The 15,052-nt window shown below is 58.1% G+C and carries 5 protein-coding genes; all 5 read left to right on the plus strand.

The window, feature by feature from the left end; translation table 11 throughout:
• The first annotated feature begins 243 nt into the window (after positions 1-243).
• The gene (locus tag JJN09_RS12180; protein ID WP_249490347.1) at positions 244-2,535 is read left to right on the plus strand and encodes a type I secretion system permease/ATPase; all 2,292 of its coding nucleotides are present in this window, start codon (positions 244-246) and stop codon (positions 2,533-2,535) included.
• Positions 2,536-2,594: 59 nt separating this feature from the next.
• Entirely contained in the window at positions 2,595-3,773 is a 1,179-nt protein-coding gene (locus JJN09_RS12185; RefSeq protein ID WP_368388981.1) for an HlyD family type I secretion periplasmic adaptor subunit, read from the plus strand.
• Between the two features lie 38 nt (positions 3,774-3,811).
• The gene (locus JJN09_RS12190) at positions 3,812-5,224 is read left to right on the plus strand and encodes a TolC family protein (RefSeq protein ID WP_249490349.1); all 1,413 of its coding nucleotides are present in this window, start codon (positions 3,812-3,814) and stop codon (positions 5,222-5,224) included.
• Between the two features lie 67 nt (positions 5,225-5,291).
• On the plus strand, positions 5,292-8,912 hold the full coding sequence (locus JJN09_RS12195) for a transporter substrate-binding domain-containing protein (RefSeq protein ID WP_249490798.1): 3,621 nt from the start codon (positions 5,292-5,294) through the stop codon (positions 8,910-8,912).
• Between the two features lie 152 nt (positions 8,913-9,064).
• On the plus strand, positions 9,065-14,104 hold the full coding sequence (locus JJN09_RS12200) for an Ig-like domain-containing protein (RefSeq protein WP_249490350.1): 5,040 nt from the start codon (positions 9,065-9,067) through the stop codon (positions 14,102-14,104).
• Positions 14,105-15,052 lie beyond the last annotated feature (948 nt).

The following is a 15,052-nucleotide window of genomic DNA, read 5'->3' on the forward strand; positions in this document are numbered from 1 at the left end:
AACGTCTTACATCGTTCGCAAGGGACGGGCACCACCCGGGTCCGGTTGCGCCCTCAAAGAAACTAACTGCGTTCAGTACCTTAGCTTAAACCTTGTTGATTTTGCTTATCTGCAAGTGGGCGGGTTTGCGGCCAATTTTGAGACAAGTCTCGTTTTCGCGCCGGGGGGCCATCGTCAGAATTCCTTCCTGACTTTCCTCCCCATCGCGAGCCGCTGGAGAATCCGGCGCAGGAGCGTTTCATTTTGAGCACGACCCTGGATCAACCCATCCCTTCGTCGCCAGTAAACACCCAGGACACCCTGCTGGCGTGTGTCTCGTGGCTGTGTGATCACTACAGGGTAGGGCGCTCTCGGCAGGCACTCACTGCAGGCTTGCCAAAAGCACGCCTGCTGACCCCTTCGCTGGCACTGGCGAGTCTTTCCAATGCAGGCCTTGGCGCCGGGCTGGTCGAGCGCCGGGCCCATGCATTACCGGTGCAGCTGGTGCCGCTGATTCTGCTGCGCAAGGATCACGGCGGCTGCATTTTGCTGGGGCGGCACACCGCTGCAGATGAAAAGGGCAAGCGCGGGTTTCTCTACAGCGTGATCCTTCCCGAGATCAGTCTTGAACCGGTCGAACTTACTCAAACTGACATCGACGAGCTGTACGCCGGCTTCGCCATTCTTGCCAGGCTCACGGCCAAGGTCGACACGCGTGCCGGTGAAGAACTGGCGCGGCCAGCCGGCCATTGGCTGTTGAGCACTTTGTGGCGCTATCGTCGTTATTACCGCAGTGCCGCCATCGGTGCGGTGTTGATCAACATCCTGGCCCTGGCCAGCATTTTCTTCACCATGAATGTGTACGACCGCGTCGTGCCCAACCAGGCGTTCGTGACCCTTTGGTCACTGGCCATCGGTGTTGTCGTAGCCATGGTATTTGAGGCCATCGCCCGTTATGTGCGTGCCCATTTACTGGATGTGGCAGGGAAGAAGGCCGATCTGGTGTTGGGTACTTTGTTGTTCCGCCAGGCCCTGTCAATCCGGATGGAGCACAAACCAGCGTCTTCCGGATCCTTCGCCAACCAGTTGCGAGAATTCGAGTCGGTGCGCGATTTCGCAACGTCGGCAACGCTGGCGGCGATTTCGGACTTGCCCTTTGTGGTGATGTTCGTCGCCGTGATCTTCGTCATCGCCGGTCCGTTGGGCTGGATTCCGTTGTTGCTGATCCCGTTGATCGTCGGCATCAGCGTCATTATCCAGTGGCCGCTGGCCCGAACCATGAAGGAAAACCTGCGCGAGTCCTCACTCAAGCAAGGCGTGCTGATTGAGTCGGTGGAGGGGCTGGAAACTCTCAAGGCGGTCGGTGGCGAAGCCTACATGCAGCGTCGCTGGGAAAGCTTCAGTGCCCTGGCGGCCGGAACCTCCATGAAGTCGCGGGAACTGATGAGCATGGCCACCGGTGCGGTCGCGTTCTTTCAGCAGATCCAGACTGTGGCGCTGATTGTGGTCGGCGTCTATTTGATCGATGCGGGTGACCTGACCATGGGTGCGTTGATCGCCACGGTGATGCTCGCCGGTCGTGCAACCGCACCGTTGGGACAGGTGGTGGGTTTGGCAGTGCGCTTTCAGCAAGCGAAGGCGGCCTTGCAGTCGCTCAATAGCTTGATGGCGTTGCCAGTGGATCGCGATAGCGCTCGTGAGTACCTGGCCAAACCGACGATCAAAGGCCAACTGACCTTGAAAGACGTTGGTTTTGCTTACCCGGCACCGCCCATGCAGCCCAATCCGCCGGTGCTGCAAGGCATCAACCTGAGCATTGAAGCCGGTGAGCAGGTCGCCATTCTCGGGCGTATCGGCAGCGGTAAATCCACGCTGCTGCGGGTCATGGCGCGCCTTTATTCTCCGGTCGCCGGGCAAATGTTCAGTTCCGGACTGGACGTCAATCAGATCGACCCGGCCGACTGGCGAACGGCGGTCGGTTACGTTGGGCAGGATGCACGGCTGTTTTACGGTTCGCTGCGCGAGAACGTGATGATCGGTCGCCCTGAAGCCAGTGCCGATGAGTTCCTGCGGGTCTTGCGCTTGAGTGGGCTGGACCAGATTGTCGCGCGCCATCCGCAAGGCATCAACCTGCCGATCGGCGAGATGGGCGAAGGCCTGTCGGGTGGTCAACGGCAACTGGTGTCCCTGGCGCGTACGCTGTTGGCCTGTCCCGGGTTGCTGCTGTTGGATGAGCCTACCAGTGCCATGGACACCCAGACCGAAGCACTGTTTTTGCAGCACCTGCAGCGGGCCACGCAGGGGCAAACCCTGGTGGTGGTCACCCACCGTCCCTCGTTGCTGGCATTGGTCCAGCGCATCGTGGTGGTCGAAGACGGCAAGGTCGTGGCCGATGGTCCCAAGGACACCATTCTCGCCGCGATGAAGGCCAACACCCGCAAACCGGACGTTACGCATCGTCCCGCCGCTGGCAACGCGATGTCCGTCAATGCTCGCAGGACCAGACCGCCGTCTGCAAAGGCCAGCGATACACCGACCTCGCAGGTGACGCCATGATCCGCAAGTTGTCTGGGAGGCACGATGGCGCGGCCTTGCAACCCGGCGATGCCGCATACATGAACGACATACAGGAGTCACTGCTGACCCAGACCACGCCCGGCTCGCGCCTGATCCTCCACCTGATCGCCGCCGTGCTGATCGGCGGGCTGGTCTGGGCTTATTTCGCCCGTGTCGAGGAAATTACCCTGGGCGAGGCGAAGATCATTTCCAAGAGCCGTGAACAGATCATCCAGAGCCTCGAAGGCGGGATTCTTGCGGAGATGAACGTGCGCGAAGGTGACATCGTGGAGAAGGGACAAGTGCTGCTCAAGATTGATCCGACCCGCGCACAGGCGAGTTACCGCGAAGCTTTGTCAAAGGTCATCGGCCTCAAGGCCAGCATCACCCGCCTGCGGGCGGAGGCCTATCAGCAACCCCTTGAATTCGAGGAGATGGTCAAGGCCGACCAGGCTGTCGTTCAACAGGAGACCCAAGCCTACAACGCCCGTAAACGCGCCTTGAACGAAAGTGTCAGCGCGTTGGAGCGCAGTTATGCGTTGTCTTCCCGGGAGATCCAGTTGGCGGAACCGCTCGCGGCGAAAGGCCTGATATCGGAAGTGGAGATTTTGCGTATGCGCCGTCAGGCCAATGAAATCAAGTCGCAGATTGTCGAGCGTTACAACCGCTATCAGGCCGAGGCCAGCGCGGAGCTGGCCAAGTTTGAACTGGAGTTGTCGCAGACCAGCGAAAACCTGGTGGGCCGGGCGGACGTGGTCGAGCGCACCACGGTCACTGCGCCTGTGCGTGGCACGGTGAAAAATGTGCGAGTCAATACCCGGGGCGGAGTGATCCAGCCCGGTGAGCACATCCTGGAAATTGTGCCGTTGGAGGATCAGTTATTGGTTGAAGGCAAAATCCGTCCGGCCGACGTCGCGTTTTTGCGCCCAGGCCTGCCGGCCACCGTCAAGATCACCGCCTACGACTACAGCATTTACGGCGGCCTGAAGGGCCAGGTCGAGCATATCAGCCCGGACACCTTGAAAGACGATCAAAAAGCGGCTGCCGGTCGCCCCGACGATACCTATTACCGGGTGTTGGTGCTCACCGAAAAAAGCGCCCTCGAAGCCGGGGGGAAAGTCTTGCCGATCATTCCGGGAATGGTTGCCTCGGTGGAAATCCGCACCGGCGAGAAAACCATTCTCAGCTATCTGCTCAAACCCGTGCTCAAAGCACGGGAAGCGTTCCGGGAGCGATAGGCATGTGGTTCACTCCTTGCAGTTTTCCATTGAGCTTTATGGCTCGATGGGTATCCGTAATTGTCCTGGTGGGCCTGTATGCCGGTGTCACACGGGCCGACGACGAACTGTTGAAGTTCAGCCCACCGCCTTCGAGCGCCGAACCGATCGGCAGCGTTTCGGCGCTGGCCTACTTCGGTTTGCCGAGCCGCATGGCGGAACGTGCCCGCACCGGTCACCCAGTCATCGGGCCGTCGGAGCGTGAGTTGCAGGCGATTTTCCGTCAGGCCGTGGAGACCGCCGTGGCGCGCAGTCCCGCCGTGCTTCGTTCCAGCGGTGAGCAACAGGCAGCGGTGTCCGACGTTGCCGCAGCGCAGGGGCAGCGTTGGCCGCAGATCGATGTGGGTACGCAGACCCGGGCCGTGCAGTTTGGCAACGGCTCGGAAAATGATCAGGGGGCCGGGGGCGTCAATGTCGCTGTGACCACCATGTTGTATGACTGGGGGCGGGTCGACAGCACGATCGAGAGCCGTCAGCGGCTGCAATCGGCGGCCGATGAAAACCTGGTGGCCGAGAAGGAAAACATCGGCTTCGAGGTGGTGACGACCCTGGTCGAGTTAGGCAAGCAACGTATCATTGGCGAGCTCAGCCAGGACTTCGCCAACCGCATGGCCGAGCTGGTGAAGATGCTGGCCGGTATTGTGGCGGTGGACGCCGGTCGTGCCAGCGAGTTGACCCAGGCCAAGGCGCGTTTACTGCAAGCCCAGGCTCTGCGCGACGCGGCGCAGGCCAAGGCGCGGGACGCCGAAATCACCCTGCATAAACTGGTGGGCGAGCGTCCTGTTGCCATTCCGGACAAGCGGGAATGGAATATTCGACTAAGTAATCTCGAGGGTTTATTGAAGGCCGCGCAGCATCATCCGACCATTCTGCAGGCCACCGCCCAGGCTGAGTCTGCAGAGCTTGAGGCGCAAGCCGTGCGAGCATCGGGATTGCCGCAATTGAACTGGGTGGTCAGCAAAAACACCGCAGAGGATTCACTGGGCCGCGAGCAACCATGGCAGACCAACCTGAACATGACCTGGGGCGCTTTTCGCGGCGGCTCGACCCGAGCGGCAGAGCGCGCGGCACTTCAGCGCGCCGACGCCAGCCGTCACGAAACCGCCCAGCAGCGTCGGGACCTGGAGTTCAAGATTCGCACCGCGGACAACGATGCGCGCACTCAACTGGAGCGGGCCGAGCTGTACCGCAACCTGTCGGTGGAGTCGGATCGTATTCGCGAAGCGTTCTACTTGCAGTGGCATCACTTGGGAAAACGCACCTTGCTTGACGTGCTCACGGCTGAAAACGACCATTACGGCAATCAGGTGAGTGAAATAACCAATCGATTTGACGGTTACCAATCTATCCTGCGCCAATACGCCAGTGCCGGAACGCTCATGCAATGGTTGCAAGGCAAGGACGGAACGTGAGACGCCGTCGAGAGATATTCATAAGTTGTGTTTCCGCTCCTTCAGGATCTATAGCCCTTTGAAAACAATGCGTGTTGTCCACTGGTGCCTTTGCGTTTGCCTGCTGTGCCTGTTTGCCACGGGGCAGCAGGCTGTCGCCGCCAGCGAAGCGCAGTTGGTCGTGCGCACGCCTGAGCTTGCACCTTCGGTCACATTCAGCCCTGAAACACGGGCCTGGCTCAGTGTCACACCGTCGATACGCATCGCATTCTGGGGACGAGCGCGCCCGCCGTTGCACATGGGGTTCGATCCCGGCGGGTTTGAAGGGGTCACGGCCGACATGCTGGGGCTGTTGCAGCAGATGTTGGGTGTACCCTTTCAGATGTTGCATTACCCAAGCCGGGAAGAAGCCTTGAAGGCGATGGCCAAAGACGAGGTGGACATGCTGGCCTTGAGCGATGTTGCCGAGAATGGCAGCCCGCTTTTCAGCGCTTCCAAACCGTATTTGCTCAACCGCGAGGTCATCGTTCGGCGCTTCAATCAAACGCACAAATCGAGCGCCAACCTGAGTGGCGAACGCCTGGCCTATATCGCCGACAGCCGTGAGCAGGCTGGTCGGCTGAAAGAGGCTTACCCCCAAAGCACGCTGGTTCCGTATACCGACTACTTGAATGCAATTGCGGGGCTGGCCTATGACCAGGCTGATGTGTTTCAGACTGATGCGGTGACCGCCGAATTCCTGATATCTCGCTTCTACCGCAATGATGTTTACATCGTCGGGGACGCTGTGAGTGGCGGTGTCGCCGACCTCGACTTTGCCGTCAGTATCCGGCAACCGCAATTGCTGGAAGCCATCAATCAGTCCCTGACTGCGATTCCCGTCGCCAGTATTCTGCGAATCACTTCACGCTGGGGGTTGAACAACAATTTTGTAGTGGCTCGTCCCTCGCTGAACCTCACTCAAGAGCAATCTGCCTGGGTGGCGGCCCATAAGACCCTCAAGGTGGCAGTGACCAATTCCTATGCGCCAGTGACCTTCTTTGACGAAAAAAATCAGCTCAAAGGCTTGGGCGCCGAAGTGCTCAAGCGCGTTGGGCAGTTGACCGGTTTGACTTTTGAGATCGTTCGTCACAACAGCGTCAACGATATGCTCGAACAGTTGCAGAGCAACAAAGTAGATCTGGTGGCGGCATTGAGCATCGGTGAGCATTCGATCAACCCCAAACAAATCACTCGTTCTTATCTGGTCAGTCCTTTCGTGGTGGTGACTCGGCGAAGCGAAGCCGGTATTCGCAGCCTGGACGAACTCAACGGCCTGCGTCTGGCGCTGTCGTGGGGTAATCCCCTGACTTCCTGGGTGCATGAGCACTATCCGAAAATCCACACGGTGACGGTGCGCAATGCGACCCAAGGGATCGAGATGCTGGCCGACAAAGAGGTCGAGGGCACGGTCAGCACCAAGTTCAGTGCCGACTATTTCATCTCCCAGCACTTTAAGGCCGACCTGCACATTGCTTCGGTCATCGGGCCGCGCCCGGCCATGATCTCGATGGTGGTGGCTCCGGCCGACCAGGAACTCAAAGGCATCATCGATGCCGCGCTACTGACAATCGCGCCGGAAGAATTGAAAGAAATGTCCGACCGCTGGCGAAACAACGCCGCGCCGGCCGTAGCCAGTCCTTGGAACACCTATAAAGATGTCGTCGTCCAGGTGGTGGTTGGCGCGGTGTTGCTGGTGCTGGTTTTTCTGGTGTGGAACTACTACTTGCGCGTTCAGATTCAAAAACGCCAGAAAGCGGAGCGCGATCTTGAAGATCAATTGCAATTCAGTCGCACGTTGATCGATGGTGCCCCGGTGGCGCTGTATGTACGGGATACAGAAGGACGGCTGGTTCAGTGCAATCAGGCCTACCTGGATTTCTTCAACATGTCCCGGGAGAGCCTGTTCGGCAAGACACTGGTCGAGAGTCAGGTGTTCGATGCCGAATTCAGCGCTCGCTACCACCAGACCTATCTCGACACCCTGGCACATGGGCAACCGGCCTTCACTGACATGGACGTTGAAGTCCAAGGCCAATCCTACCGGGTCTATCACTGGATACTGCCATTTCACAACTCCAGCGGGCAGTACATCGGGGTCATCGGTGGCTGGCTGGACATCACCGAACGTGAGCACCTGATCGAGCAACTGCGCCTGGCGAAGGAAGCGGCCATGGACGCCAACCGTTCCAAGTCCGTGTTCCTGGCCAGCATGAGCCACGAAATTCGCACGCCCGTCAGCGCCTTGGTCGGCTTGATCGAGTTGTTGCGCCTCAAGGGCGGGAGCACCGATGAGATTGAAGAGAGCCTGGAGGTGGCGCACCAGTCGGCCAAGTCCTTGCTGTCGTTAATCGGCGATATTCTCGACCTGTCGAAAATCGAAGCCGGCGAAATGACGCCGACACCGCGACCCACTCACCTGGGGGAAATGACGCAGTCGATTTACCGGTTGTTCGAAACCAATGCACGCAAGAAAAATCTCGATTACCGACTGGTCACCGAGGTGCAGCACAACGGCATCCTGATCGATGCGTTGATGCTCAATCAGATCATCGCGAATCTGTTGAGCAATGCGATCAAGTTCACCGATCAAGGCAGCGTTCAATTGATGTTGCGCGAGCTGTCCGGGGAGTCGGCTCCCGGTCGCGCACGCTTTGCCATCCAGGTCAGCGATACCGGAAAAGGCCTGAGCGAAACCCAGCACCAAGAGATATTCGAACCCTTCGTGCAGGCTGATCCTCAAGCCAATCGGGCCGTGGGCACGGGATTGGGTCTGAGCATCTGTGCCAGTCTGGCAAAGCTGCTCAATGCCCAGCTCAACGTCGACAGCCAGTTGGGACTGGGGTCGCGTTTCACCCTGATGTTCGAAGCTGAAATGGTGGAGGTCGAAGAGCGCCTGTCATCGCCCGCGTTCGACTCGTCGAATGGCCACAAGCTTAAGATTCTGGTGGTTGAGGACCATGCGCCAAACCGCTTGCTGTTGTGCCGTCAGCTGGAATATCTGGGCCATGAAGCGTGGCCCTGCGACGATGGCGAGACCGCGCTAGCCCAATGGAAAGGCGCGCAGCCGCCGTTCGACCTGACCATCACCGACTGCAACATGCCCCGTGTGGACGGCTACCAGCTCACTCGATGGATGCGTGAGGATGAACAACAGCGCGCGGTGCGACTGCACCCTATTTTCGGTCTGACGGCCAATGCCCAGTCCGAAATTATCGACCGCTGTCTGGCAGCAGGGATGACCCGCTGCCTGTTCAAACCGGTGGGTATGGAAACCCTGGCATTGCTGGTTGCCGAAGTGGAGCAGACCAGCAAGCGGCGCGTGCAAGCTGCGATCGGCGCCGATAGTGAACTCGACAAAATCAGGTTGCTGAGCCCGGAGTCCTATGCGCCGCTGGTGAACGAAATAGTGCTCACGCACCGAGCGGACGGCCATGAGCTGCAGCGTCTGGCAAAGGAAGAAAAACGCGATGATCTGGCCAGGGTTGCCCATAAAATCAGGGGCGGTGCCCACCTGGCGGGTGATCGTTCACTGAACGATGCCTGCGTTGCTCTGGAGCAGCTGTTGGCTGAAGACGGCGAGCCGTTGCTCTTTCGCCAGCAGACCGAAGTCGTACTCAAGTGCCTTCATGAGCTAGAGGTGCGGCTGCTGCAAGGGCTGGCATCTTAGCGGGCGCTTTGGGACAAGTCTCATATCTGTAAGCCTCTCTCGAATCGAAAATTGAACCATCTCAGGTACGTATCTCTGGCGGTACGCACCGGTTGATCTTCAGCCCAATGTCCATCCAGGCGTTGGCCAATTTTTCGAGTGAGGCGTGTCAGTTGAATACAAACGCAGTGAACGTCGCCATCGTGGATGGCAAGACCATTACCCAGACCACTGAATTGCCGAACGATGGTTCCGGCAAGCCCGTTCGCATCAAGGCCATCGCTGATGGCAAGTACATTCTCGCCGAGGGCGACAAGGGTGTCGCACCGCAAAACATCACCATCAAGCGCGTGGGCAAGGACCTGCATGTTGCCCTGGAAGGCACGGACCTGAACCAGCCGCAGCTGATCATCGAAGGCTTCTTCGATGCTCAAGGCCAACTGATCGGTGTGGGCGAAGACGGCGCTTACTACGAGTACATTTCCTCCGACGCGGAGCAGGATCATTCCGCACCGTTTTTGATCGATGGTATGTCGTCGCCGCAGGTGCTGGGTTCGGAGCAGATGGTGGGCTTTGGCAATGGCCTGGTCACTGGCGTCGGTATCGGTTGGTTCTGGCCGGCGCTGCTGGGTCTGGCGGGTGTCGGTTTGTTGGGCGCGGGGTATGCGGCCAGTCGTGATGACGACAGTCATAAGGATGAGGTTGCGGCGGCGCTTCCGGTCACCCCAAATCTTGGCAGTTCCGGCGACAACGTTGGCGACCAGACCGGCCCGTTAGTGAGCGGCGAGGCGACTGATGACACCACCCCGACGTTCAATGGGGTGGGTACGCCTGGCAATACCATCATTGTCTACGACGGCGACGAAATTATCGGCGAAGCGATCGTCGGAGATGACGGTGCATGGACGTTCACTCCAGACCCGGCATTGGGTGGCGGTGCGCACGAAATCATCTTCGTTGAAGAGGATCCGCAGGGTCATCAGAGCGCTCCCTCCGAAGGCTTCGAGTTCATTGTGGATATCACGGCACCTGGCAAATCAATGATTGTCGATGTGCTCGACAATGCCGGTGATCAGCAAGATCCCGTGGCACAAAACGGTTTCACGGATGACAACACTCCTACCCTTCGGGGGCGTGCTGAACCCGGTGCGACGGTCGAGATTTTTGCCAATGGGGTAAAAATTGGCGAAGCGCCGGTCGATGCCGCCGGTAACTGGTCGTTCAGCCCGACGCAAGCGCTCTCTGATGGAACTTACGAGTTCTCGGCAGTCGCTGTGGATGCAGCCGGTAATCGTGGGTTGGCTTCAGACCCCTATGTGCTGACTATCGATGCGACCGCCCCGGGCAAGCCGGGTGAGGGTGGCAATGGTGGCATCGACAGCGTGGTCGATGATGTCGAGCCTGGCGCCGGTCAGATCGCCAACGGCGGCTATACCAACGACACTACTCCGACCCTGGGTGGGGGCAATCAACAACCGGGCGACACGGTGATCATCAGCGACAACGGTGTGATCATCGGCAGCGCAGTTGTCGATGCCAATGGCAACTGGACGTTTACGCCCGAAACGCCGCTCATCGATGGCACTCATAACCTGACCATTGTTGTCACCGATTCTGCCGGAAACAGCAGCGAGGCTTCCGATCCGTATTGGGTGAACGTTAAAACCGAGGCCCCTGGCAAACCGGGCGAAGGTGGCAACGGCGGCATTGACAGCGTGATTGATGACGTTGATTCGGGCCTTGGTCAGATCGCCAATGGCGGCCTGACCAACGACACCACCCCGACCCTGAGTGGCGGCAATCAACGGCCAGGTGACACGGTGACCATCAGCGACAACGGCACCGTCATCGGCAGCGCTATTGTTGACGCCGATGGCAACTGGTCGTTAACACCTGAAGCACCGCTCAGCGACGGTACTCACAGCCTTACCATGGTCGTCAGCGATCCTGCGGGCAATGTCAGTGAGGCGTCCGATCCTTACGTCGTGATCGTTGAAACCGTCGCGCCGGGCAAGCCGGGCGAAGACGGCAATGGTGGCATCGACAGCGTGGTCGATGATGTTGATACCGGCATCGGCCAGATCGCCAACGGCGGCCTGACCAACGACAATACTCCGACCCTGAGTGGCGGCAACCAACAGCCGGGCGACACGGTGATCATCAGTGACAATGGCACCGTCATTGGCAGCGCTGTTGTCGATGCCGACGGTAACTGGACGTTTACGCCAGTTACCCCTCTCTCTGAGGGCAGCCATGAACTCACCATTGCTGTCAGCGACCCCGCGGGCAACGTCAGTGAGGCGTCCGATCCTTACAGGGTGATCGTTGAAAGCGTTGCTCCGGGCAAACCGGGTGAGGGCGGTAATGGTGGCATCGACAGCGTTGTCGATGATGTTGACTCGGGCGTCGGCCAGATCGCCAACGGTGGCCTGACCAACGACACCACCCCGACCCTGAGTGGCGGCAACCAACAGCCGGGCGACACGGTCATCATCAGCGACAACGGCACTGTCATCGGTAGCGCTGTTGTTGATGCCGATGGCAACTGGTCGTTTACACCTGACACGGCGCTCACCGACGGTTCTCATAACCTCACCATGACGGTCAGCGATCCTGCGGGCAATGTCAGTGAGGCTTCCGATCCTTACGTCGTGATCGTTGAAACCGTCGCGCCGGGCAAGCCAGGCGAAGACGGCAATGGTGGCATCGACAGCGTGGTCGATGATGTTAATACCGGCATCGGTCAGATCGCCAATGGCGGTTTGACCAACGATGCCACTCCGACCCTGAGTGGCGGCAACCAACAGCCGGGCGACACGGTGATCATCAGCGACAACGGCACCGTCATCGGCAGCGCTGTTGTCGATGCCAGTGGCAACTGGACGTTTACGCCTGACACCGCGCTCATCGACGGTACTCATAATTTCACCATGACCGTCAGCGATCCGGCAGGCAATGTCAGCGAAGCGTCCGATCCCTATGTGGTGTTCCTTGAAACCGTGGCCCCCGGCAAGCCGGGCCAGGACGGCAATGGTGGCATCGACAGTGTGGTCGATGATGTTGACTCGGGCGTCGGCCAGATCGCCAACGGCGGCCTGACCAACGACAACACTCCGACCCTGAGTGGCGGCAACCAACAGCCGGGCGACACGGTGATCATCAGTGACAACGGCAACGTCATTGGCAGCGCTGTTGTCGATGCCGATGGCAACTGGACGTTTACACCTGACACGGCGCTCACCGACGGTTCTCATAACCTCACCATGACGGTCAGCGATCCTGCGGGCAATGTCAGTGAGGCTTCCGATCCTTACGTCGTGATCGTTGAAACCGTCGCGCCGGGCAAGCCGGGTGAGGGCGGTAATGGTGGCATCGACAGCGTGGTCGATGATGTTGATACCGGCATCGGTCAGATCGCCAATGGCGGTTTGACCAACGACAACACTCCGACCCTGAGTGGCAGCAACCAACAGCCGGGCGACACGGTGATCATCAGTGACAACGGCACCGTTATTGGCAGCGCTGTTGTCGATGCTGACGGCAATTGGACGTTTACCCCTGAAGACGCGCTGACTGACGGTACTCACAACCTCACGATGGCTGTCAGCGATCCTGCGGGCAACATGAGTGAGGCCTCCGAACCTTACGTGGTGATTGTTGAAACCGTTGCCCCTGAAGTTCAAACGACTGTCGAGAGCATGGGTAAGGATGGTGGCAGCAGTAGCACTGACTTCATAACCAATGACGGCACGGCGGGTCGCTTGATTGAGGGCTCCCTGACAGCTGCACTGGTCGCAGGCGAAAAAGTTCAAGTATCTACAGATGAAGGGGCCACATGGGGCGATGCGCTACTGAATGCTGATGGCACCTGGAGCTATGTTGACCTGACTGCACATAATGGCGACTGGGTTATCCAGACGCGAGTGGTAGATCTGGCAGGCAACGTCAATGCCATCAGTAGTCAGAATGTCGATCTGGATACCGTTGCACCGAGTGCGCCGACATCCCTGGAGTTCAATGGCGCTGTTGTAACTGTTAACTTTGATGGTAATGGCATCAATCCGGGTGACACCGTTCAGCTCGTCGTTGGTGAAGATCGTTTCGAAGTGCAACTGACACAGGCGCAGATCGACGACGGCAAGGTAGACATCACCACGAATGCCAGCGCAGCAATGACCAATTCCCACGCTGTGCTCATTGACGTCGCCGGCAATGTATCTCAGCAGCTGATGCCCGTTCTGGAGACGGTTGATTTTGAGAGTGAGACGACGGGGGAAGGAATTCCGGCAGGAGGCGTAAAGGATTTTGGCGCCTTTACTTTCAATTGGGGTGGCTGGACTACCAGTAACAGCCCCTTGGGAGTCATTGAAGGAGGTCTGATCGACGGCTTCAATGCACCGTCCGTTGGCCTCAGTTTTGTAACGACGAACACCCGCGCCAACCCCTCGATCTCCCTTAACGGTGGAGTTGAAGCAGGTTCGATGTCATTTCTGGTTGGAGACGCCTCTCGCCCTATTACGTTGAACTTTTTGAGCGCCAGTGGTGAGTTGGTACATACAGTGATGTTGCCTTCAGTACCAACAGGTGTTCAGGAAGTCAATTTTCAGCTCCCTGATGGCAAGACATTCACCACCGTTGAGTTTGCTGGAACAGATGGTGACTGGACATGGGTCGACAATTTCAAATTCTCCAATGGCAGTTTCGATCATGTAGATCCTCCAGCTCTCCAACAAATCGAAGGTACGGGTGCCTACTACGGCGATGATGCCGACAACGTATTTGCGTTAAACAATACGGCGCATTTGAATGACGCCAGCAGTATCGTCAATGGCGGTGAGGGCAGGGATACTTTGAGTCTTGTAGGAACAAACCAAGTTCTTAATCTGGACAATATTGCCGGAAAGCTCGAGTCAATTGAAATTGTTGACATAACCGGAACAGGTAACAATGCGTTAACACTCTCGCTGAACGATGTTCTGGCGTTGGGTCAGACTTCTTTGTTTGTCGACGATGATCATGTGCAGTTAATGATCAATGGCAATGCTGGCGATGTCGTCAATTTGAATGATCAGCTATCGGGAAACAATACGCCCGGTGACTGGTCGGCCCAAGGCGACGTGACTGTGGGCGGCGTGATCTACAACGTTTATGGCCATTCTGCGGTGGATGCTGAGTTGCTCGTTCAACAGGGGGTTACCACTAACCTGGTGTAAGCTCGGTAAACTTCGACTTTTTATAGCTCGGGCACTCAGAGTGCCCGCAGCGGAGTCGCAGGCATCTCACAACGGTATATTAGCCTGGGCAGCTAGCGTACAGACTTGCAACTATCATCAGGTGGCGGTCCCTTCATAAAGCAGAATCATCCCGGGAACAATCTAACAATGAGGGTGTGTCGGAGCGCACTGGGTAGGTGGTTGAATTTATTTCCGGTCAGTATTGCCGGCTTTGATAATAATAGTGCCTCGGGCTGACTTGTTTTTTTGCTTTGCGTATTGCGGAGCTTCGCTTGCGCATGGGATATAAAATTGGCTTCGAAAATTTTCGAATTTATTTAGCCGGCAAAATGGCAGGCCTTTGTGCTGGCATTACTTTCGCATTATACGGGGACGAGCAGTGGCCCATTGGGCCTGAAACCTGGCACATCGATGCCGTGCTGAACGCGCTTGGCTACCGATTGCGCCAGTTCCATCGGGACTGAGCGTCCTACTTCTGATATCCAGCGGTGTATTGGCCGGATATCGTCTGAGCAGCGTAAGAAACGTCCGATATTTATTTCGCACGTTTCCTACATTTTGTTTGCCTCTCCAGCAAAAAACGTGGTTATTATCCGGCGGCGCTTCGGGTCACAAACCCGGCGTCAGAAGATTGCCGTTTGTCTACAGACCCCGGCAGTCGCAGCCGATCGGGACCACCCTGGCGCTGTCATCCCCCGCGCAGGTTGTTCCTCGTCGTTGACCCTCAAATGGAAGTCGAGGTTTCAATTGATCACGCGGTTTGCAATCAACGATGCAATGAGCAGGGCGACGGACGTCGTCAACGATTCTGTCATCTCCCCAGCTGCCTGCGCGGACCGCGCCGCGGTGTTCTTCGCCAGCCTTTCTCCTCCCGGTTTCCTGTGTGTGCCTGCGTGCGACGCGAGTCTGCATGCGCGTGCCGCGCCA

Origin of the sequence: Pseudomonas sp. HS6, from assembly GCF_023375815.1 — a bacterium.
GTDB lineage: Bacteria > Pseudomonadota > Gammaproteobacteria > Pseudomonadales > Pseudomonadaceae > Aquipseudomonas.